The sequence below is a fragment of the Cupriavidus sp. DF5525 genome, assembly GCF_040149425.2.
Classification (GTDB): domain Bacteria; phylum Pseudomonadota; class Gammaproteobacteria; order Burkholderiales; family Burkholderiaceae; genus Cupriavidus; species Cupriavidus pickettii_A.
Genome location: NZ_CP168265.1, coordinates 1687896 through 1710442, shown reverse-complemented (window position 1 = coordinate 1710442; position 22547 = coordinate 1687896). Strand labels below are relative to the sequence as shown.

The following is a 22547-nucleotide window of genomic DNA, read 5'->3' as shown; positions in this document are numbered from 1 at the left end:
GCATTGCGCTGCGGCGCGTGGATGCCTGGGTGATTAGCAGTGCATCAAATGGTGAAGCCAGGGGAACAGGCCATCATGGCGGCCGGGAAGCGCGACGGAACGCGAACAGTCAGATGCAAGCGCCCTCTCCCGCAAGCGGTGAGAGGGCGCAAACCAACTATGAGCGACGCTGCTCAGCGGCCTCAGTTGCCGTGGCCGTTTCCGCCCCGCGTACCGCGCATCTTCCACCGGTACGCCAGCTGCGGCCGCGTGATCCCCAGCAGCCGCGCCGCCTGGCTCATGTTCCCGTTGGCACGCTGCATCGCCGCCTCCATCAGCACGGTCTCCACATCGCCCAGGGCCAGCTGCTGCTCGGACATCTGGTCGAGCAAGGCATGCACCGCCGCCTCGCGCAGCTCAGGCAGCGTGCCGCCGGCGCCGAGCCGCGGCGCGGTGTCCACCGGCGGTGTCGCGGTGCCGGGCAGGAACAGGTGCTCGGCGCAAATCTGCCCGCCCTGGCTGGCCAGGATCACGCCGCGCTCGATCACGTTCTCCAGTTCGCGCACGTTGCCGGGCCAGTCATAGTGGCGCAGCTCGGCCAGCGCGCGGTCGGTGATGCCGACGATGCGCTTGCCGTGGCGCGCGCTGTAGCGGGCCACGAAGCGCTCGGCCAGCGCGCGGATATCGTCGAGCCGCTCGCGCAGCGGCGGGATGGTGACGGGGTAGACGTTGAGCCGGTAGTAAAGGTCCTTGCGGAAGGTGCCGGCCTTGACGGCTTCGGCCAAGTCGACGTTGGTGGCAGCCACCAGCCGCACATCGACCTTGCGCGAGCCGGTGCCGCCCACGCGCTCGACCTCGCCTTCCTGCAGCACGCGCAGCAGCTTGGACTGCGCCGAGGCCGAGAGCTCGCCCAGTTCGTCCAGGAACAGGGTGCCGCCGTGGGCGCGCTCGAAGCGGCCGGGGCGCGACTGGTTCGCGCCGGTGAAGGCGCCCTTCTCCACGCCGAACAGTTCGGACTCGATCAGCTCGTCCGGGATCGCGGCACAGTTGACCGCGACAAAGGGCTTGTCGGCGCGCCCGCTGACGCTGTGCAGCGCCTGCGCGAAGCGCTCCTTGCCCACGCCGGTCTCGCCCAGCAGCAGCACGGTCACGTTGCTGGCCGCGGCGCGTTGCAGCAGCCCCCACGCGGCGCGGAAGCCGGGCGAGTTGCCGACCAGGTCGGCCGGCGTGGCGGGGCTGCCCTGCAGTGCGCGCAGGTGCTCGACTTCGCTCTGCAATGCCAGGATGGTCTCGATCACCGGATCGGGCTGGTATTGCGCCAGGACCTGCTGGCCGTCTTCCCACGCCTCCACCGGCTTGCCGACGATGCGGCAGTGGGCGTGCCCGCAGGCAATGCACTCGACCTCGCGATAGAGGATGGTGCGGCCCATCAGCGCCGAGGTATAGCCGGTGGCATAGCCGATCTGCATCCAGCAGGCCGGTTCGTCGACGATGCCGAACAGCTGGCGGTGGACGTCGCCCTCGAACGAGTCTTCCCACAGGAATTCGCCATCGTAGATGCCGCGGGCGATATCGATGTCGACCTTGACCGGCGTGACCCGTACCACCCCTTCGATGGTGTGCAGGCAAGGCCCGATCTCCAACTGGCCGAAATCGCTGTGGCCGCCGCGCAGCTTCCTGGCGATCTCGGCATCGCGCATGCCGGAATGGAAGCCCATGCGCATGAACAGGCCGCGAGCACGCTCCATGCCCATGGTGTCCACCAGCTCCTTGCGCAGCGCGCCGAGGGTGGCGGTGTGGATCAGGATCATGCGCTGCTCGTCCAGCCAGATCGCGCCTTCCTCCATTGCAAAGCGCAGGCGGCGGGCGAGATCGGCCAGGCCATCGCGCATGGTGGCCGAGAACTTGTCGGTTGTACTGCTCATTGTCTCCCCTTGTGGCGGCGGGTGTTCCGCTCGTTTGTCTTTTGGCCGCATGGTATGCACATTATGTGCCATGGGGAGGACAACCCTCTAGTGGGACTCCCCTGCTGTCGTCCGGCAGCGCCCCCCGTATGCGCCCCGGCGAAGGCCGTGCGGCTAATTCTCCCCGCCCCTTCGCCCGCCGCGTTAATATCTGAAATTACCTCACAATGGCCGGCCATGTACCGGACCGCGCGCAAGGAGACGCGCCTCATGAGCGAAGCGCTTTGTTTTCTTTCCGCTGCAGAATTGCAGCTTCGCATCCGCCGCAAGGAAGTCTCGCCGGTGGCGCTGACTGAAGCGGTGCTGGCTCGCGCAGAACGCTTGCAGCCGACATTGAACTGCTTTATCACGCTGTGCACCGACGAGGCCATGGCGGCAGCTCGCACGGCTGAGCAGGATGTCATGGCGGGACGATCATTGGGCCTGCTGCACGGTATCCCATTCACCGTCAAGGACATCGTCAATACACGCGGCATACGGACAAGCTTCGGCGCACAGCCTATGCGCGAGAACGTGCCGGCAGAAGATGCCGTGTCGGTCGCGCGCCTGTTAGCCCAGGGCGCAATCCTGATCGGCAAGACCACCACGCCGGAGTTCGGGTCGAAATGCCTGACGGATTCTCCGCTATTCGGCCGCACTCGCAATGCATGGCATCCGGACCGAACCAGTGGCGGGTCGAGTGGGGGCGCGGCGGTGGCGGTGGCCAGCGGCATCGCGCCGCTAGCCGTGGCGACGGACGGCGGCGGCTCGACTCGCATACCGGCCGCGTGCAACGGGGTGGTGGGCATCAAGCAAAGCCAGGGCGTGATCCCGCATAGCCAGGCGCAAGATCTCTTCGGCAACCAGACCTATGTCACGCCGACCACGCGGACAGTGGCCGATACCGGCTTGATGATGCAGGCAATGGCAGGCGAGCATGCTTGCGATCCGTGGTCGATCGGCGTGCCAGTGCCGGACTACATCGCCGCTGCGCAGCCGCAGGGCGATTTGCGCGGGCGGCGCGTTCTGTATTGCCTGGCACCACCAGGGCGGCCGGTATCGGCGGATGTGGCGACGGCATTCGAGGCCAGCCTGGAACGCTTGCGCGCCTTGGGGGCGCAGCTGGAGCCATTCTCCGGCGAGGGTTTCGACGTGGAGCCGATCTGGCGCGCCATCAACCATACGGTCTGGCGCACCCGCTTCGCACCCATCGTCGAGAAGCATGCCGATCTGCTGAGCCCCACCTTCGTGAGACAGGTGGAATCCGCCGCCCATATTAGCGGCGTGGAGTACCAGCAGGCCATGTTCGAGCGCTCACAGCTATTCCTGCGGGTGCAGGCGCTGTTGGCGCGTGCCGACCTGCTCGCCATGCCGACGCTGACGCGCACAGCACTGCCGCTGGACCAGGACCTGTTCGGCCGGATCGAGATCGACGGACAGTCCTATGAAGATGTGCGGGCCCATTGGTTTCCATGGACCATGCCATTCAACATGACCGGACACCCGGCCATCAGCCTGCCGTGCGGTTTTGGCCAGGACGGCCTGCCCATCGGCCTGCAACTGGTAGGACAGTTCCGCCAGGACGCGGCATTGCTGCGCGCAGCGGCGCTATTCGAGTCCGTGCATGATTTCCGCGCGCAATGGCCAGCCTTGCCCTGAGTACGCGCTTTTTTTCTCCTCTCATTCCTGCTTTCGCTGACATGATCCCCACTCTCCGCCTTGCGCGAGGCCTGCTTGCCGTGACCACGATTGCCGCAGCCGCCGTCGCCATGTCCACCCCTGCCCGGGCAGCCGATGCCGAGCCGATGCACATCATCGTCGGCTACGCGCCAGGCGGCGCTGCCGACAGCCTGGCCCGGCTATACGCCGAGCAACTGCGCCAGGATGGCCACGGCACCGTGGTCGTAGAAAACCGGCCTGGCGCGTCGGCGCGGCTGGCGCTTGACTATGTGAAGCGGGCAAAGCCGGACGGCAGGACGGTATTCATCGGCCCGTCGCCACTGTTCACGATCTTCCCGCTGACCTACAAGAAGCTGGGCTACGATGCCGACAAGGATCTGATACCTGCCGCGGTGCTGACTGACGTTCCAACCGCCGTCGCAGCAGGCCCGCAGCAGCCCTACCGCAACATGAAGGAGTACGTCGACTGGGCGAAGCGCAACCCCGGTGGAGCCAGCCTGGGCCTGGCGACGATTGGCAGTGCGGGCCACCTTGGCACGGTGGCGCTGGGCAAGTCCGCAGGCATTTCGATCACGCCGGCTGCTTACCGTGGTGCGGCGCCGATGCTGGTGGATGTGATCAGCGGCAACGTGTCGATCGGCTGGGACGCGGTCGCCAGCATGATGCCGCTCTACAAGGGCGGCAAGCTGCAGTTTCTCGGCGTGAGCGGCACGCGGCGCGCCAAGGCTCTGCCGGACGTGCCGACCATGAAGGAACAGGGGTTCAACCAGTATGACTATGCCACCAGCTGGTACGGTGTGTTTGTACCCGCGGGCACCCAGCCCGACGTGCTGGCCAAGGTCGAGAAGATGTTCATCGCCGCCTCCGGCAACGCCGCAACTGCGGCAAAGCTGGAAGCCCTCGGCCTCGAGGTAGTGGCACGATCCGGCCAGGATGCACGGCGACGCATCCAGGTAGAGCGGGCCGCGTGGAAGCCGATCGTCGAGGCGACAGGCTTCGTAGCGGAAGACTGAGTCCGCAGGCCACCGCCGGCCCTGACCCGGCAAGCAACCCTCCCGGCGGCTATTGCCCGCTCATCTTCCTGCGAAATTCTTCGGCAGTGCCAATCTGACGGAACAAGGGCCCGCCCGGCGCGAATTTGTCTGCGCTGGCGAGCGGGCCCACCACCACCGGTTCAAACCCCGCGTCGCGCACCAGTTGCGCCGCCACCTGCAGCGCCGTCTGGTCGTCGCCGGCGATCGGCACGGCAATCAGGCCGCCGGGCCGGTGATGTTCATTGGCGAAGTTGGTCGCCCCCATGAAATTGAATGCCCGCACCACGCGCGCGCCGCGCAGGTATTTTGCCGTGGTGATGCCAATGCCGTTGCGCTGGGCTTCATCGGCAATGGCGCCGTCGCGCTGGGCAATGGCATTGGTGGCATCCAGCACGATCTTGCCTGACCACGCCCCGGCATTCTCCTGGCTGAGTTGCGGCAAAGCGCCATAAGGGGTGGCGAGGAACAGCACATCGGCAAAGGCGATTGCCTCAGCGACCGTGCCCGCCCGCGCCAGCGGGCCAAGGCCGTCGACCAGCGGCTTGAGCGATTCAGGATGCCGCGACGAGAACAGGACCGGGTGCCCCGCCTTGACCCAGAGCCCGCCGACGGTCCCGCCGATGCGCCCGGAGCCGATCACGCCGATGCGCGCCGGCCCCGCGTTCCCGGCAGCGGCGGTTCGCTGAGCGCAGCCGGTCAACGGCGGAAGGCTCAGCGTCAGGATGGCCAGTGCCCCCGCCCGCAGCATCCTGCGGCGTTCGGGATCGATGACAACTACCGGCTCTTGCATCGCGCGCTCCTGGGATGACTGCCTGGCCCTGCGGCCGGTACGCAAGATCTCCTGCTGCACAGTGGCCGCCCAAGAAACTCTAGGCGAAAAAATGGCGAACCGGGCAATCGCCCTTGGCACCGCCTGCACGCTGGACTAGATTAGGTAGCATTTGCGCCACGCCAAGAAATCTCCATCACAGCCGCCCGCGCGATGCGGCGCGAGAGGGGAACCCCATGGCCCACGCCCGACGCCGCACCCGCCCGTCCCGGCATGCGCCGGGCATGGTCGTCATTGCGCTGGCGGCGGCTACGCCTGTCGCAGCGCAGCAAGCCAGCCAGACTGACGCGGGCGGCCAGGCGGACCAGGTCCACAACCTGCAAGAGGTCACCGTCGTGGCCCCGACGCCGTTGCCCGGCTTCACCATCGAGCGACAGGCTTTTCCCGCCAACGTCCAGACTGCCACCGATGGCGACCTGGAACGTGCAAAATCCGCCAATCTCTCGTCCTTCCTGGCGGAGAACATGAACGGGATCGTGGTCAATGACGCGCAGGGCAATCCGTTCGCGCAGGACATCCTCTATCGCGGCTACCGGCTCTCGCCCACGCTGGGTTCCGCACAAGGGCTGTCGCTGTACCTCGACGGCGTGCGCCAGAACGCGGCACTGGGCGATGTCATCAACTGGGCCGGCATTCCGGAAGCCGCCATCAGCACGGTGACGCTGGTGCCCGGCAGCAACCCGCTCTACGGGCTCAACACGCTGGGCGGCGCGCTCGCGCTGGTCACCAAGTCCGGCGAAACGCACCAGGGCGTGGAGGCCGACCTCAGCATCGGCAGCTACGGCCGCGCGCGGCTCGATGCCAGCGCGGGCAACTCGCTGGGCGACGGCTGGCACGCTTACTTTGCCGGCACCGGCTGGCGCGAGGACGGCTGGCGCGACCGCTCCGACAGCGATCTCGGCAACCTCTTCTTCAAGCTGGGCCGCTCGACCAGCGCCACGCAATGGAGCCTCAGCCTGCTCGGCAGCAACAGCCGGCTGTCGGGCAACGGCCTGACGCCGGACAGCATCTACGGCCCCGACCGGCGCGCTATCTACACCGCACCGGACGTCACGCGCGTCAAGTCGCTGCAGCTGACGCTCAATGGCGCACACCAGTTCAATGCGCAAGACCAGCTGCAGCTGACCGCTTATGTGCGGCACACCCGCTCGCGTGCCAACGGCGGCGATATCCACGATGATTACCTCGACACCCTGCTTGATTGCCAGGGTGCCGCCGGCACTGATGACTGCGAGCGGGATGACGCGCCCGCCAATGCCGTACTCAATGCTTCCACCGTGCGCGAGACCACCTATGGCGTGTCGGCGCAGTGGTCGCACGATGGCGAGACGCACCGCTTCGCACTGGGTGCCGCGCTGGACCTGAACCAGTCGCGCTACACGCAGACTACGCAGCTGGCCAGCTTCGATGCTGCGCGCACTGCGCTGGGCGATCCCGGCGCGCCGGTGGTCACCAACGCCGCGCTGGACGGCCACGACAGCACCGTAGGGCTGTACGCCACTGACACCATCCGCCTGCTTCCCCACACCTTCCTGACGCTGGCCGCCCGCTGGAACGACGGCCGCCGGCATACTGTGCTGGGCGCGCCCACGCAATCGGACGAACGCTTCACGTTCTCGCGGCTCAACCCGTCGGTGGGGGCATCGCACCTGCTGTTCGACAGCCTGACGATCTTCGGCTCCGCCTCGCAAGGCACGCGCATGCCCACGGCGATCGAGCTGGGTTGCGCGGACCCGGCCAATGCCTGCCAGCTGCCGACCGGCCTGCAGGCCGATCCGTTCCTGCGCCAGGTGGTCACGCGCACCGTGGAGCTGGGCGGACGCTGGCAGCCGACCGATGCCGCGGAGCTGACCCTGGCGCTGTACCGCAGCGACAACACCGACGACATCATCTTCCAGCGCTCGCCGTTCAGTCCGCTGGGGTATTTCTCGAACTTTCCGAAGACGCGCAACCAGGGCCTGGAGTTCGGCTTGCGCCAGCGGCTGAACCGGTTGACGCTGCGCGCGGGTTACAGCTACACGCAGGCAACCTACCAGGCGGACGGCCAGCTGCAAACACCGTTCGCCGCACCGGTGGCGGTGCATCCGGGCACGCGCATGGCAGGCATTCCGCTGCACAGCTTCAAGCTCGGGGCCGACTGGCGCGCGACCGCCAGCGTCAACGTGGGAGGCGACGTGATCGTGTCGTCCTCGCGTCCGGTCGCGGGCAACGAGGATGGCGCGCTCAGCGCGCAGGACCCCGGTCTCGCCCGCACCGCTGGCTACCTGCTGCTGAACCTGCGCGCCAGCTGGCAGTTCTCACCGCGCTGGCAGCTCTATGGGCGCATCGACAACCTGTTCGACCGCCGCTACGAGACCTACGGACAGGTGGGCTACAACCTGTTCCCGGGCGGCACGCTGCTGCAACCGGGCGCGGCCGTACCCATCGAGCGCTTTGTCGCACCCGGCGCGCCCCGGCTGTTCCTGGTCGGCGTGCGCTATGAATGGGACGGACGCTGAGCGGGCCGCCAACCATCCAAGCAACGAGGAGACGCCATGCCTTCGCAACTTCCCTGCCGTACGCGGCACCGGCTGGCCGCTGCCTTACTGGCGCTGGCGTGTCCCGCTGCAGCCAACGCAGCGCAGGCCTACGTATCGACCGAAGGCGGTGGCATTACCGTCATCGACCTGGACCGGCTCGAAGCCGTGGCCACCCTCCCGGTCGGGGGCAAGGGGCCGCGCGGACTGGGCGTGACCGCCGATGGCAAATACCTGCTGGCGGCCAACAAGGACACGGGCGACCTGTCGGTGATCGACATTGCCACGGGCCAGGTGCTTCGACGCGTGCCGATCGGACAGAACCCGGAGTTCGTGCGCGTGGCCGGCAACCAGGCCTTCGTCACTTACGAACCGGGCGAGCGCTCCGGCCCGCCCGGAGCCGCGCCGCCACCATCCGCAAAGACCAAAGGCAATGACGACAAGCCCCTGCCGGCGGAGATCGCCGTGATCGACCTAAAGGACTGGCGCGTGAGCCGGACGATCCGCAGCGGCCTGGAAACCGAAGGCATCGAGTTCTCGCGCGATGGCAAGCTGATGCTGGTCACCAACGAAGGCGACGACACCGTCACGGTCTATGAGAAGGCCAGCGGCAGGCAAGTGAAGCTGCTGCCGATGCCGGCTGGCTCGCGCCCGCGCGGGATAAAAGCGAGCCCGGACGGCAAGCGCTACGTGGTGACGCTGGAACTGGCCAATGCCTTCGTCGTGCTCGACGCCACGGACTTCCGCGTGCAGCGCACCGTGCCGACGCGCACCGGTCCCTACGGGGTGGCGTTCGATCGCGCCGGCGCGCGGCTGTTCGTCGCCGCAGCGCGCGCCGATACCCTGCAGGTGTTCGATGCGCAGACCTTCGCGTCGTTGGCCGACATCGCGGTAGGCAAGCGCTGCTGGCATTTCAGCTTCACGCCGGACGATGCGCGGCTGCTGGTGGCGTGCGGGCGCTCCAATGCGGTGTTTGTCTTCGACGCAAGCACCTACCAGCCGGTGCGGCAATTCGACGGACTGCCGCTAAGCTGGGGCATCGTGACCTATCCGAAGAGCGTGGGTTCGATCGATTCGCCGTGAGCGGAGCGGCGCTACTTCACCGGCGCCGCCGCGGTCTGGCTGCGCGCCAGGGTAGCTATCACGTTCTTCGCGCCTGCCTGCTCGGCAATCTCGCGCGCAGTCAGCCCGCGATCATCCCGCAGCGAGGCATCGGCGCCACGCGCGAGCAGCAGTTGCACGACATCATTCTTGTCGTAGCCGGCCGCCCACATCAGCGCCGTCAGGCCATGTGCATAGCGCGCGTTGATATCGATGCCGGCATCGAGCAACTGCTTCACCACCACCGTGCGACCCTCTCCCGCTGCGTAGATCATGGCGGTCTTGCTGACGCGGTCGGTGGCGTTCAGCTCGGCATGACGCGCCAGCAGCATCGCGGTGATCTCCTGGTAGCCACCAAAAGCAGCCGCCATCAGCGGCGTCACGCCTTGCAGGTTCGGCTGGCTGACATTGGCGCCGTGTTCGACCAGCGCGCGCGCCATGCCGCTCAGGCCGCGCTTGGAGGCAGTCAGCAACGGCGTGTCGCCGATACGGTTGCGCGAGTCCACCGCAGCGCCCTGTGCCAGCGCACTGCGCACGCCGGCCTCATCCCCGGCGCGCGCCGAAGCAAGCAGCCGCGCGTTCACGCTGATGTCGCCTTCTGCAGCTGCCTTGCCTGCGAGCAGGCCGAGCGCGCACAGGCACGCTACTGAAATCCTCCGCAGATGACGATTCATTTCGGCCCCTCCGATGACAACCGGCGCGTCGCGTTGCGCAAGACGGGTACCGCACTGCAAGGCCGTTCCCGGCCGCCTCTGCTGGCCCGCCCGCTAAGTTTGGTGCGCGCGAAGCACAAATTCAAGCCGCCTTTTCATGCTGCAACGCACCGCTTCAACGGTGCCCCCGCAGCCTGCAAACCGCGCCTGGTGTGCTGGTTGTTTTGCTTGGGTTCTTGCCTATACTGCACTTCACCTCGGGCCACTTCGACGCGCGGCAGGACCTGCTTTGCGTCGCAACGATGCGCATCGACTTGTGCGTTTCGCTCACCCAAGCGGCCAGGTCGACAAGACTCGAATAAGGAGCGCCCCATGCTCTCAGTCCCTCGCCTCTCCAGGCACGCCCTCCCCCTGCTGGTCCTTGCCTTCACTGCTTCCGCCGCGCTCGGCGCCGAGGAAATCCAGGGCGGTGCGACTACGCCCGGTGCGCCGATGTCCAGTGCACTGCGGCCGGTCACGCAGGCGCAGCTCGATGCCGCGGGCACCAATGGCAACGACTGGCTGCACTCCAACGGGTCGTACGTGCAGACGCGCTTCTACCCGGCGGCGCAGATCAACACAAAGAACGTCGCCAGGCTGCGGCCCGCCTTCGTCTTCCAGACGGCAGTGATGGAGTCCATGGAGACCGCGCCGATCGTCGTCAACGGGGTCATGTTCCTGACGACTTCCTACAACCACATCTATGCCATCGACGCAGTGACGGGCAAGGAGTTCTGGCACTACAAGCACAAGATGGGACCGGTCACCACGTTCTGCTGTGGGCCCAACAACCGTGGCGTCGCAATCAGTGGCGATCGTCTCTACATGGGCACGCTCGACGCCAAGCTGGTCGCGCTTGACGCCAGGACCGGCAAGTTGCTGTGGGAAACGCAGATCGCGGACCCCGAACTCGGCTACTCCGAGACCATGGCGCCGGTGGTCGTCGACGACAAGATCCTGATCGGCACCAATGGCGGCGAGTACGGCATCCGCGGCTTCGTCAAGGCGTACAGCGCCACCGACGGCAAGCTGCTGTGGACCTTCCACACCATCCCCGAGAAGGGCCATGAAGGCGTATGGGCCACCAAGGACGCCACCGGGCGCGACATGAAGCGCGACATCGCCGCAGAGAAGAAGATGCTGGCCGACAAGGGCGGCGACTTCTACAAGACACTTGGTGGCGGTGTGTGGATGGCCCCGGCCGTCGACCGTGCCAACAAGCTGGCGATCTTCCTGGTGGGTAATCCGTCCCCGGACCTGTACGGCGCGATCCGTCCCGGAGACAACCTGTACACCGATTCGCTGGTCGCGGTCGACCTGAACACCGGCGCCTACAAGTGGCACTCGCAATATATCGCCCATGACGTGTGGGACCTGGATGCAGCCAGCCCGGCGATCCTGGTCGACGTGCGCGATGAAAAAGGCCAGATGATCCCGGGCGTCATCCACGGCGGCAAGACCGGGCACGTCTATGTGCACGACCGCCGCGACGGCCGCCTGATCCGCTATTCGCAGGCGATGATCCCGCAGGAGAACATGTGGGCCCTGCCCACCCCACAAGGCGCGCGCATGCTGCCGGGCGCAAACGGCGGCGTGGAATGGTCGCCGATGGCGTTCAACCCCAGGATGCGGCTTGCCTATGCCGCCAACCTGCATCAGCCGATGACCTACCAGGTGGAAGACGTGCCCTACCCGGGCGGCAAGCTTTGGCTGGGCGGCGCCTTCAAAGTCATCCCGGGCGAGCAGCAGTGGGGCAAGCTCTCGGCGGTCAATATCGATAGCGGCAAGGTGGCATGGGACTACAAGACCGAGCAGCCGCTGATCGGCGGCGTGCTGGCTACGGCCGGCGGGCTGGTCTTCACTGGCGAAGGCAACGGCCTGTTCAAGGCGTTTGATGCGGCCAACGGCAAGATGCTGTGGCAGTTCCAGTGCGGAGCCGGCGTCAATTCACCGCCAGTGTCCTATACCGTCGGCGGCAAGCAGTACATTGCCGTCGCGGCCGGCGGCAACACCCAGCTGGACTTCAAGCGCGGCAACAGCATCTTTGTCTTTGCGTTGCCATAGGCTCGTGGCAAGGGAGCCGAGCATGCCGGACACCCCGATCCGTCCGCGCCGCCATTCCGCGGCGCGGCGCGCCGTGGTGCCCGCCACGGTGCTCGCCGTTGTGTGTGCCCTGCTGGCACTGTCGGCCGCAAGCGGCAATGCCCGCGCCGATGCGGCCGCCGGGCAGGCCAAGGCACAGGTATGCGTTGCCTGCCACGGCCCGCAGGGCAATTCCACCGATCCTGCCTATCCGCAACTGGCGGGACAGACTGCGCGCTACCTCTACCTGCAGTTACGTGACTTCAAGGAAGGACGGCGCAACGACCCTGCCATGTCGCCCATGGCCACGCCGTTGTCAAAAGAAGACATGCTGGACCTGTCCGATTACTTTGCCGCGCAGAAGCCGATGGCTTCGACCTACAAGGTCGATGCAGCGCGTGTCGCGGCCGGACGCAGCAAATCGGAGGAAGTGCTTTGCACGATGTGCCACCTGGGCGGATTCGCCGGGCAGAACGAAATACCGCGGGTAGCCGGGCAGCAGTACGCGTATATCGTCAAGCAGCTGGAGGATTTCCGGGCCAGCCGGCGTACGAATGACGCGGGGAATATGACGAGCGTGTCGCGCAACCTGAGTGATGACGATATCAGGAATCTCGCCAACTACATAACCAGCCTGAATTGATCCGCCGATGCATAGCGGTCATCGAAGCGCGTGCCGCGCCGCCGCGATGAACGGCTCGATGAAAGGGCTTTCCAGATCGCGGCGCCGGCAGACGGCCACCTCGAACCCCTCTGTGACCTCCCTGAGCTTTCGGAACACTACACCCGGAGGCCGGCCGATTTCCGCGCACGCGGGCACGATCGCATACCCCTCGCCTGCAAGCACCAGAGCCAGTGCTGCGTGAACCGTTTCCACCCGTTCGACGATTTGCATGGTGACCTGGTGGCGCCGCAGCAAAGCCGCAACCATCGAAGTGTCTGCGCCCTCTTTCAGTGTGGGCAGCGCAATCAGCCTCTGCCCCTGCAGCCGTGCCACCGGTACCGACGAAAGCCGTGCGAGCTGCGCACGTGCAGGCAAGGCCAGCCGTAGCGGTTGCATGCCCACGATCGTCGTGGACAGGTCCGGCCGCTGAATCGGTGGCATGCACAAACCAAGTGTTACCTTGTGGTCAACGATTTGCGCTTCATACGTCGCGGTGCTCATCTCGACGAACTGCAGTTCGACGTCCGGGAGTGTGCGGCGCAACTGCGGCACGAGCTTCGGCAGTACAGCGTAGCCGAGCGAAAACATGTAGCCGACAGACAGCCGCCCGCGCCGCCCCGACCCTACGGCGCGTGCAGCCTCGAACCCCTCGTGAGCCAACGCCAGCGCTTCGCGCGCGCGGGCGAAGAGCGCGCTTCCCGCGTCTGTCAGTCGCATTCCGGTGGATTCGCGCACAAAGAGCGCCGTGCCGAGTTGTGCCTCGAGGTTGCGAATCTGGACGGACAGCGGCGGTTGCGCCATATGCAGGCGCTCGGCGGCCTTGCCCACGCTGCGGGCCTCGGCTACGGCAACGAAATAACGCAGGCTCTTAAGGTCCATAAGTCATACGATTCCCATATGGCCTGATTGTGAACGAGTATTGGACCGGGTGGGGAGGTGCGTGTCAACTTTGATTCGTCGCCGGTCACTTGAGCCGGAATCTCCCAGGGTGTTTCGGATGAATGAGGAACTTTGCTTTTTGCCTGCGGTGCGGCTTCGCGAAGCGATAACCGCCCGCGAGATTTCCCCGGTCGAAGTGACGCGTGCCGTGCTGGACCGTGCCACCCGGCTTCAATCGAACCTCAACTGCTTCATCACGCTGTGCCCGGACGAGGCCATGCGCGAGGCACGGGCCGCAGAGCAAGCGCTCATGCGCGGGGAGCCTGCAGGATTGCTGCATGGCATTCCTTACGCATGCAAGGACCTGGTGAACACGCAGGGAGTGCGTACGACCTTCGGCTCGCTGCTGTTCGCGGACAACGTTCCGACCGAGGACGCGGTAGCCACCGCCCGGCTACGCCGCCAGGGAGCCATCCTCATCGGGAAAACGACCACATCGGAATTCGGCGCGAAGTGCCTGACCGATGCCCCTCTGTTTGGACGCACTGGCAATGCCTGGCACCCTGACCGCACCAGCGGTGGCTCCAGCGGCGGCGCGGCGGTGGCAGTAGCGACCGGCCTCGCCCCGATAGGCATCGCCACAGACGGGGGCGGTTCCACCCGCATTCCGGCGGCCTGCAATGGTGTCGTTGGCCTGAAGCAAAGCATCGGGTTGGTGCCGCATTCTCAAGTGGAGGATGCCTTCGGCAACCTCACCTACGTCACCCCTATCTCGCGCACGGTGGCCGACACTGCCTTGATGCTCCAGGCAATGGCCGGCGAAGACGCGTCGGACCCGTGGTCTGCCGGCGTACAGGCCACCGATTACCTCGGTGAAATGCGGTCTGTCACTGACCTGCGGCATAAGCGGATCCTGTTCGCAAGCGCGCCGCCAGGCCGACCGCTCGCGGCAGATGTGGCCGCGTGTTTCGCCTCTGCCCTGGAGCGGTTGCAGGACCTGGGTGCGGAGCTCGCAGAAATGCCTGGCTCGGGCTTCAACATCGAGCCGCTCTGGCGAACCATCAACCACACCGTATGGCGAGCGCGCTTCGGTCAGATGGCCCGGGAGCAGCCTGACCGGCTCAGCCCTTCGCTGTTGCAGCAGCTGGCCCTTGCCAATGACTACAGTGCGGTCGACTACCAACGGGCCAACTTCGAACGCACCCGGCTGTTCCGGCACGTGCAGGCGCTGCTGCGTGACCACGACTTCATCGCCGTTCCCACCATTGCGCGCACTGCGCTGCCGATTGATCAGGATCTGTTCGGGCAGATAGAGATCGATGGCCGGCTGTACGACGAGGTGCGATCCAACTGGTTCCCCTGGACCATGCCGTTCAACCTGACCGGCCACCCCGCCATCACCCTGCCTTGCGGCTTTGGCCGTGACGGACTGCCCATCGGGTTGCAGTTGGTGGGTCGTCTGCGCGGGGAGTCCGACCTTCTCGGCGCGGCTGCGCTGTTCGAGGCTTCCCAGGATCTCTTGTCCCGCTGGCCAGATGTGGAGGTGGCAAGATGAAATCGATACGCCGTTTGCTTGCGGTTGGCTCGGTGGCCGCCCTGGCCGCCCTGGCAGCGAACCCGGCCTGCGCGCAAGCCTCTGCGACGAACGCAACGCCCTTGCGGCTTGTTGTCGGCTTCCCGCCCGGGGGGGCGCTGGACACCCTCGCGCGCGCGCTGGCAGACCAGCTGCGCTTGGCAGGCATGGGCACGGTGATCGTGGAAAACAGGCCGGGCGCATCGACACGCATCTCCATCGACGCCGTGAAACGGTCGCAGCCGGACGGCCGGACTGTGCTGCTTTCATCGAATGCGCCGCTGGTCATCTTCCCGATGACCTACCGACGGCTTGATTATGACGTCGATCGCGACTTCATTGCCGTGGCTCAGCTTGCAGAAGTCCCCACGGTGATATCGGCGGGCGCGGATCGCCCCTACAAGACGCTGCAGGAGTACGTGAGCTGGGTCCGTGCGAACCCTGCGCAGGGCAATATCGGCCTCACCTCGCTGGGCGGGACACTGCATTTCGCCATCCTCGGCATGGGGCAAACGGTAGGCGTCCCTCTCAGGCCGGTGGCCTACAAAGGAGGCGCGCCGCTTGTGACGGACCTCGTGGGCGGGCACGTTCCGCTAGCCACAGACGCCCTGGCCAGCCAGCTGGAGCTTTATCGCGCAGGAAAGATTCGCATCCTGGCCGTCTCTGGCACCCATCGAAACGCGGCCCTTCCCGATGTGCCGACCGTGCGCGAGGCTGGCATCGGCGCATTCGATCACGCGAATGCGTCGTACAGCGCCTTTGTGCCTGCGGGAACGCCCCCGGATGTAGTGCAACGGTTGGAGCGGACGTTCGTCGCCGCCATGCACAAACCGCAGATGAAAGTCTTGTTGTCGCGTGTCGGTCTGGAAGCAACGGGTCTGCCTGGCGCGACCGTGACCCGCACGCTGCACGCCGAGCGCGAGTTCTGGCGTCCGCTCGTCCAGGCATCGGGATTCCGCAACGAGGACTGAGCAGGCTCACGCAGACCACCAAAGCCATAGTAAGGAGACAAAGACATGAGAAGCGATACCGCCCAGCTAGCTTTCCCCGCGATGCCCGACGGCATGGATCCGGCCGAGTGGCGGCTGCGCTGCGACCTCGCAGCGTGCTATCAGCTCACCGACCTCTATGGAATGTCCGACCTCGCGTCGACGCACATCTCGGTCCTGCTGCCCGGGCCCGAACACCATTTCCTGGTCAACCCGCTGGGCACGCTTTTCGACGAGATGACGGCTTCGGCCCTGCTCAAGGTGGACCTGGCCGGCCGCGTCGTGGAGGGCGATCCGTCGCTGCTCAACCCCGCCGGCTTCATCATCCACAGCGCCATTCACATGTCGCAGTCTGATCTGCTATGCGTCATGCACAGCCACACGCGCGCCAACAACGCTGTCGCGATGCAGGCCATGGGGCTGCGACCTCTCAGCCAGAAGGCCTGCGTCATGCTGGACTTTCTCGGCTACCACGACTACGAGGGCGCGGCGCTCGATGAGGACGAACGGCAGCGACTGGTGCGCGACCTCGGCCCGGAAGGCCGCGTTCTGATCCTGCGCAACCACGGTGCGCTCACGGTTGGCCGCAGTGTGGGTGAGGCGTTCTGCTGGATGCTGCGCCTGGAGACGGCATGTCAGTACCAGATTGATGGCCAGGCCGCTGGCGTGCCCCTTCAGGCATTGTCCGAGGCCACCATCCAGCATACCCGCGCTCAGGGGCGCAAGATGCTCGGTCCTGGCGGCTTCCTGGAGGTTGGCAAGGTCGAATGGCCTGGCCTCTTGCGCAAGCTCGAGCGGGAGCGCGGTACCTCGTACCGCACTTGAGAGTCTGCCTTGGCGGCTGCAGCTGCGGCCTAGAAGATCGAGAAGGTAATCGACTTCGCAACCGCGTCGCGGATATGCTGGATGCGCTCCCGGTTCAACTGCTCCGCCGCAGCGCCATCGCCGCGAGCGATGGCATCCAGCAACTTCTCGTGTTCCTCGATCGCGGCTTCCATGCGGCCCGGCAGCATGGCGGTTCGATTGCCCATCAGGCGCAACTGGTTCTCGATGTCGAGGACGTACTCAGCCAGCGTGTCGCTGCGGCAGCATTCGACGAGCACACGGCGAAACGCCAGCGCGTGGTCAAGATAGCCGGGGACATCCCCCTTCTTTGCGCAGGCAGTCAGTTGCTGGAACAACTTATTCAGCTTCTGCAGGTGCGCGGCATCCATATGCCGCGTCGCCAGACGTGCCACCAGACCCTCGAGCACCTCGCGGATGTCCAGCAGCTCAAGCACATCTTCTGGCGTCAGCTGCCTCACCGTGACACCGACGAACGGCGTCCGGGTGACGAGCCGCTCGGTCTCGAGTTGGCGGATAGCCTCCCGGATGGGCGTGCGGCTCACTTCGAATTCCGCCGCAAGATCCTGCTCTGTCAGTTTTGCGCCTGGCCGCAAGTCTCCGCGCAGGATGGCGGAGCGAATCCGCTCGCTGACCTGCTCCACGGACAGCGGCTGTGGATCCCGTTTTCGCAATGCGCTCGATTTTGCTGTGCTCATTCAGACAGTATACAGAAGATGTGACGCGCTTCAACGGACAGGCAGGTACCGGCCAGCCATGACCGGGACCCGCAGCACGAGGAGGTGAACGGCCATCACTCCAGGCGAGCGCCGGACGCCTTGACGACGTCCGCCCACCGTCCCATTTCGCCGCGCAGGAAGGTCCTGAATTCCGCCGCAGTGCTGCTGCGCGGGCGGCCGCCCAAGGCGGCGATCCGTTGGGACAGTTCGGGAGACTGGACGATCCTGGCGAGCTCGGCGCTCACCCTGTCCACGACAGGTTTCGGGGTGCCGGCGGGCGCGAGCAGACCCACCCACGGGACCACGTCGAAGTCTTCCATGCCCAGGCCGCTCTCGGCGACTGTCGGTACGGACGGCAGTGCGGTCAGGCGCTCCCGGGAACTCACCGCAATGGCACGCACCTTGCCGCTGGCGAGGTAGGGCTGCGCGCCCGCAAAGGCATCGAAGGCTACCTGCACCTCACCTGCCGCAAGGTCGGTCAGCGACTTGGCGGAACCGGCATAGGGGACATGCGTCATTTCCATGCCGGTTCGCCGCAGGAGCTCCGACATCGCAAGATGGGACACCGAACCGTTGCCGGGGGACGAATAGTTGACCTTTCCCGCGTTCGCCTTCGCGTAGGCAATCAGCTCCTTCAGCGAGTGAATGGGAAGCGCGCTATTAACCATCAGCAGGAGCGGCGCATCGTAGACCAGGCCGATCGGCTCGAAATCTCGAGCCGTGTCGTAACGCAGGTTCCGATACAGGGAAGGATTGCCAGCCAGGGCCGCCGAAGCCGACAGCGTCATCACGCTGCCGTCAGCGGGCATGCGCGCAACCGCTGCCAGCGCCAGGCTGCCGGACTGCCCCGGCATGTTCTCCACGATCAGCAACCGCCCGATCGCCGGACCGAGGCGGTTGGCCAGGATCCGGGCGACCACGTCGACAGACTGGCCCGAGGGGTAACCCACAATCAATTTACCCGTTTCCTTCTGCGCGAAGGCTGCGCCGCTGACGAACAGAACAGCGACAACAGCCACCTGGAATACGCGTCGGACGATTGCCATGGTTGGTCTCCTTGCTGCTTGATTTTGCTGCGGGCAGCTTATGCGCCGAGCATCTTGATGATGGAGGAAAAGTCGAGCCGGCCACGCCCGGCGGCGCAATGCATCGCGTAGACGGAGGCGGCCGCCGCGCCCAGCAAGGCCGGCGACTGGCTCGCAACCGCAGCCTGCTCCGCCAGCCGCAAGTCCTTCAACATCAGCTCGGAAGCGAAGCCGCCTTCGTACCCACGATTGGCCGGCGCGGACGCCACCAGGCCGGGCTCAGGCGCATAGCTCGTGAGCGCCCAGCATTGGCCGGAAGACGTCGACGCAATCTCGTAGAACCTCCGTGGATCCAGCCCCAGTCGCTTGGCCAGATGCAGGGCCTCGGAGACGGCCACCATGGAAATGCCTGCCAGCATGTTGTTGCAGATCTTTGCCGCCTGGCCGGCGCCCGCCGCGCCTGCATGGAAGATGTTCTTGCCCATCGCGCGCAGCAGTTCGAGGGCACGCGCGAAGGCTGATTCAGTGCCTCCGACCATGAACGTGAGCGACCCCGCCGCCGCGCCGCTTACGCCGCCGGAAACGGGAGCGTCAAGCGTGACCAGCCCCTTCTTGCGCAGCGTTTCGTGGAAGACAGCGCAGGACGCGACATCGATCGTCGAGCAATCGATCACAAGCGCTCCAGGCGCGAGCGGCAGCGTGTCTGCCGTGAGCACGTCCAGCACATGCCGACCGCTGGGCAGCATGGTGATGACAACCTCCGCCCCGGATACCGTTTCCTCGACCGAAGCCCGCGGCCCGAGGCCCGCATGCAATGCGCGCTCCATCGAGCTCGCGTTGAGATCGAAGCAGCGAACCTCATGCCCTGCCTCCTTCAGTCGGCACGCCATAGGAAATCCCATATTGCCCAACCCGATGAAACCGATCGCAGCCATTCTTGTCTCCTCGTAACGAGCGTCTTAGTTCATGTTGAAGATCACGGTCTTCTTGTGCGTGAAGTGGTCCAGCATTGCCTCCAACGACGCCTCGCGGCCAAGGCCGGATTGCTTCACGCCCCCGTAGGACAATCCAGGCTGGACCACGATGTTCTGGTTCACCTGCACGAAGCCTGCCTGCAGGCGTCGGGTGGCATCCAGCGCGGTCTTCAGGTTCTGCGTCCAGATGGTTGCAGCCAGTCCGTAGTCGCTGTCGTTGGCCTGTGCCACGGCTTCTTCGTAACTTGAGAAGCGGATCACGCACGTCACGGGTCCGAAGATTTCTTCGCGCGCCAGCCGGGATGTGTTGTCCAGGCCGGTAAAGATGACCGGCCTGACGAACAGGCCTTCCCGAAGCGACTCATCCGCAGGCAACTGGGAGCATTCGAGCGCCCGGGAATGAGGCTCGGCCCGACCGCTTTCGATGTAGCCGAGAATCTTGTCGAGCTGGGTGCGCGAGATGACCGTGCCGATGTCCGTCGCTTCATCCAGCGGGTCACCCATCTTCAGCGCGTCAACTCGCTCCTTGAGCAAGGCGACGAATTCTTCGTGCACCTTCTCGTGCACGAAAATGCGGCTGGCGGCCGTGCAGCTCTGTCCCTGGCGGGTGAAGCGCATGCCGCTCACCGCGCCGGCGACGGCCTTCGCGATGTCGGCGTCGTCCATGACGATCATCGGGCTCTTGCCGCCGAGTTCCAGCGTGACGGGGATGAGCTTCTCTCCGGCCGTGCGCGCCACGATTCTTCCGGTTTCGACGGAGCCGGTGAACGTCACCTTGCCGACCGCGGGGTGCGCGACCAGGGGCGCCCCGCATTCGGGGCCGAAGCCCGAGACGATGTTCAGCACCCCGGCGGGCAGCGCCTGGTTCATGATCTGGCAGAGCCTCAGGACCGCCAGCGGCGCCTCTTCGGCCGATTTCACGACGACCGTGTTGCCGGCCACCAGCGCCGGGGCGATCTTCAGCGCCATCAGCATCATGGGGGCATTCCAGGGAATGATGACGCCCACCACCCCGATCGGTTCGCGCTGCGTGAGTGTCAGCATGTCCGGGCTGAACGGCACGGTTTCGCCCTTGAGTTCCGAAGCCAGGCCGCCGTAGAACTGCAAAGCGTCGGCAACGACGGAGGCTTCGACCCGGCTCTCGGTGCGCAGGGCCTTGCCGGTTTCGAGCGCCACCAGCCGGCCCAGTTCCTCCACGTGCTCGCCAATCAGGCGCGCGCAGTCGGCCAGCAGCGCGCCACGCTTGCGAGCCGGCATCGCGGCCCACGCGGGCTGCGCCTGGGCCGCCGCACGCACTGCGCGGTCGACGTCGCTTGCGTCGCTTTCAGCCGCGTGCCCGATCTCGCGTCCGGTTGCAGGGTTGGCTACCGGGAAAGTGTTTCCCGAGCGCGCCCCCACCAGGCCGCCGCCGATCAGGTTGTAGCCGCTTATCGCGCGAGCCAGACGGTGCGGATCGATGTCCGCCGTGAGCTTGTTCTGCGTCATTATCGGCCTCCTTTCACTTGGCGACGGGCGCCACTGCCGGCCAGCGCTTCTTTACCTTAATCACGCGAGCGCTGCCCCGGCGCACAAACCGGCGTGTGTCGTCCGTGGCCGCCTGGTAGTCCCAGGCGGGCTGAATGCCCTCGGGCAGCGAGTTGATAAATTTGCGGCGTGCCTGGCTGGCAAGCACCTGCTGCGTGATTGCAGCGGGATCCCATCGGGAGAGCACGCGTGCCTTGAACTCGGCAAGCACCTGCGGCTGCTCTTGCGCGATGTTCACCAGCTCGTTCGGGTCGGCCTCCATGTCGAAAAGCAGGTCTGGATGGCCATGGGTGTACACGTACTTGTATCGGCCACGGCGCAGCATGCAGCATGGACCCGTGACGCCCTCGGCGGTGTACTCGACGAACGCTTCCGCCTCGCCGTCGTCATCGCCCGTTGCGACCAGCGGCACGAGGCTGCGTCCGTCGATCGGCTCGACCCAGGCCGGCGTTTGGCCATCCATCGCAAGATCCAGCAATGTGGGGAGCAGGTCCACGTGGGAAACCGGCTCCGCGATTCGCCGGGGTTCGCGCTTGCGCGGGTCGTAGACGAGCAGCGGAACCTTGGCCGACCAGTCGAAGAACACCCGCTTGAACCACATGCCGCGCTCGCCCAGCATGTCGCCATGATCGGAAGTGAACACGACGATGGTGTTGTCCGCGAAGCCCGCGCGCTTGAGCGTCTCCAGAAGACGGCCCACTTTGTCGTCGACGTAGCTCACCATCGCATAGTAGGCGTGGCGCGCACGCCGCACCTGTTCGTCGGTCGCCCCTTGCTTGTCCAGCCCGTGGGAATACTGCACCCACTGGCTGAGCTTGTCGCGCTCCTGCATCGGCATGTCGCCGACGACAGGCAGGTTGATCTCCTCAGGCGAGTAACGATCCAGGTACTCGGGCAGGATGTGATACGGCGGATGGGGGTGCGTATAGGAAACGCACATGAAGAACGGCTGCTCGTCTTCCCTCGCGAGGTCGTACAGACGCTGGATCGCCTTCGCCTCGACCTCCTCGTCGTAATCGAGTTGCAGGCTGCGGAAGCAAGAGCCGCTTTCATCCACAGTACTCAGGTTGTGCCCAGGTGAGTAGAAGCTGAACTCGCCCTCCGCCCAGTCCGCTGCCCAGCCGAAGTCCGCCGGGTAGATGTCGGTGGTAAGGCGCTCCTCGAAGCCGTGCTTCTGGTCAGGGCCGACGAAGTGCATCTTCCCGCCGAGGATGGTCTTGTAGCCCTGCTGCGCAAGGTAATAAGGCAGCGTGGGCGTGGCAGCCTGGAACTCGCACGCGTTGTCGAACGCGCCGATGCGCGTGGCGAACTGGCCTGCAAGCAGCGAGGACCTGGCAGGTGCGCACAAGGGAAAGTTGCAGTAGGCGTTGTCAAAGACTGCGGACCGTTCGGCGAGCGCCTGGAGGTGAGGCGCCTTCACGACGGTGTTGCCGTGGAAGGGCAAAACCGGTGCCGAGAGTTGGTCGGCCATGATGAAAAGAATGTTGGGCTTGCGCATGAG

General features: G+C 65.7%; 18 protein-coding genes. 9 read left to right on the top strand and 9 right to left on the bottom strand.

Features of this window, described 5'->3' with window-relative positions; translation table 11 throughout:
- Positions 1-182: 182 nt before the first annotated feature.
- Positions 183-1904, bottom strand: a complete 1722-nt coding sequence (gene poxR, locus ABNX08_RS08075) for a phenol degradation transcriptional regulator PoxR (protein ID WP_022534680.1) — start codon at positions 1902-1904, stop codon at positions 183-185.
- Positions 1905-2153: 249 nt separating this feature from the next.
- Between poxR and ABNX08_RS08070 the strand changes: the two genes are divergently transcribed.
- Positions 2154-3581, top strand: coding sequence for an amidase (locus ABNX08_RS08070; RefSeq protein WP_022534679.1), 1428 nt, complete (start codon positions 2154-2156; stop codon positions 3579-3581).
- An 80-nt stretch (positions 3582-3661) separates the two neighbouring features.
- Positions 3662-4615 (top strand): tripartite tricarboxylate transporter substrate-binding protein, encoded by a 954-nt coding sequence (locus ABNX08_RS08065; RefSeq protein WP_041681014.1) that lies wholly within the window; start codon positions 3662-3664, stop codon positions 4613-4615.
- Positions 4616-4664: 49 nt separating this feature from the next.
- On the opposite strand, the gene ABNX08_RS08060 is transcribed toward ABNX08_RS08065, so the two are convergent.
- Complete coding sequence (locus tag ABNX08_RS08060) at positions 4665-5426, bottom strand: NADPH-dependent F420 reductase (protein ID WP_022534677.1); 762 nt, start codon at positions 5424-5426, stop codon at positions 4665-4667.
- 215 nt (positions 5427-5641) lie between these two features.
- Between ABNX08_RS08060 and ABNX08_RS08055 the strand changes: the two genes are divergently transcribed.
- Both ABNX08_RS08055 and ABNX08_RS08050 read left to right on the top strand, forming a co-directional pair.
- Entirely contained in the window at positions 5642-7963 is a 2322-nt protein-coding gene (locus ABNX08_RS08055; RefSeq protein WP_022534676.1) for a TonB-dependent receptor, read from the top strand.
- Between the two features lie 36 nt (positions 7964-7999).
- On the top strand, positions 8000-9064 hold the full coding sequence (locus ABNX08_RS08050; protein ID WP_022534675.1) for a beta-propeller fold lactonase family protein: 1065 nt from the start codon (positions 8000-8002) through the stop codon (positions 9062-9064).
- Between the two features lie 11 nt (positions 9065-9075).
- Here ABNX08_RS08050 and ABNX08_RS08045 read toward each other — a convergent pair whose 3' ends face one another.
- Positions 9076-9756, bottom strand: coding sequence for an ankyrin repeat domain-containing protein (locus ABNX08_RS08045; RefSeq protein WP_022534674.1), 681 nt, complete (start codon positions 9754-9756; stop codon positions 9076-9078).
- A 351-nt stretch (positions 9757-10107) separates the two neighbouring features.
- On the opposite strand from ABNX08_RS08045, the gene ABNX08_RS08040 reads away from it, so the two are divergent.
- Positions 10108-11838 (top strand): PQQ-binding-like beta-propeller repeat protein, encoded by a 1731-nt coding sequence (locus ABNX08_RS08040; protein ID WP_022534672.1) that lies wholly within the window; start codon positions 10108-10110, stop codon positions 11836-11838.
- Between the two features lie 22 nt (positions 11839-11860).
- Positions 11861-12499, top strand: coding sequence for a cytochrome c (locus ABNX08_RS08035; protein ID WP_022534671.1), 639 nt, complete (start codon positions 11861-11863; stop codon positions 12497-12499).
- An 18-nt stretch (positions 12500-12517) separates the two neighbouring features.
- Here ABNX08_RS08035 and ABNX08_RS08030 read toward each other — a convergent pair whose 3' ends face one another.
- Positions 12518-13399 carry a LysR family transcriptional regulator gene (locus ABNX08_RS08030; protein ID WP_022534670.1) on the bottom strand — a complete coding sequence of 294 codons (882 nt, stop codon included), beginning with the start codon at positions 13397-13399 and terminating at the stop codon, positions 12518-12520.
- Between the two features lie 118 nt (positions 13400-13517).
- Between ABNX08_RS08030 and ABNX08_RS08025 the strand changes: the two genes are divergently transcribed.
- Genes ABNX08_RS08025 through ABNX08_RS08015 form a run of 3 tightly spaced genes read left to right on the top strand, consistent with a single transcriptional unit; the run spans position 13518 to position 16786 of the window.
- Positions 13518-14954: an amidase gene (locus ABNX08_RS08025; RefSeq protein ID WP_022534669.1), complete on the top strand. Its 1437-nt coding sequence runs from the start codon at positions 13518-13520 to the stop codon at positions 14952-14954.
- A complete protein-coding gene (locus ABNX08_RS08020) occupies positions 14951-15943 on the top strand; it encodes a tripartite tricarboxylate transporter substrate-binding protein (RefSeq protein WP_022534668.1) in 993 nt (330 codons plus the stop codon). Before ABNX08_RS08025 ends, ABNX08_RS08020 begins: the two co-directional genes overlap by 4 nt.
- Before the next feature lie 45 nt (positions 15944-15988).
- The gene (locus ABNX08_RS08015) at positions 15989-16786 is read left to right on the top strand and encodes a class II aldolase/adducin family protein (protein ID WP_022534667.1); all 798 of its coding nucleotides are present in this window, start codon (positions 15989-15991) and stop codon (positions 16784-16786) included.
- A 29-nt stretch (positions 16787-16815) separates the two neighbouring features.
- Here the strand turns inward: ABNX08_RS08015 and ABNX08_RS08010 are convergent, their stop codons facing one another.
- From ABNX08_RS08010 to betC, 5 genes are all read right to left on the bottom strand, one after another.
- Positions 16816-17502, bottom strand: coding sequence for a GntR family transcriptional regulator (locus tag ABNX08_RS08010; RefSeq protein ID WP_022534666.1), 687 nt, complete (start codon positions 17500-17502; stop codon positions 16816-16818).
- Positions 17503-17597: 95 nt separating this feature from the next.
- A complete protein-coding gene (locus tag ABNX08_RS08005) occupies positions 17598-18569 on the bottom strand; it encodes a tripartite tricarboxylate transporter substrate binding protein (RefSeq protein ID WP_022534665.1) in 972 nt (323 codons plus the stop codon).
- A gap of 38 nt (positions 18570-18607) precedes the next feature.
- Complete coding sequence (gene mmsB / locus ABNX08_RS08000) at positions 18608-19483, bottom strand: 3-hydroxyisobutyrate dehydrogenase (protein ID WP_022534664.1); 876 nt, start codon at positions 19481-19483, stop codon at positions 18608-18610.
- A gap of 24 nt (positions 19484-19507) precedes the next feature.
- On the bottom strand, positions 19508-21007 hold the full coding sequence (locus tag ABNX08_RS07995; protein ID WP_022534663.1) for an aldehyde dehydrogenase family protein: 1500 nt from the start codon (positions 21005-21007) through the stop codon (positions 19508-19510).
- 13 nt (positions 21008-21020) lie between these two features.
- Positions 21021-22544: a choline-sulfatase gene (gene betC / locus ABNX08_RS07990; RefSeq protein ID WP_022534662.1), complete on the bottom strand. Its 1524-nt coding sequence runs from the start codon at positions 22542-22544 to the stop codon at positions 21021-21023.
- Positions 22545-22547 lie beyond the last annotated feature (3 nt).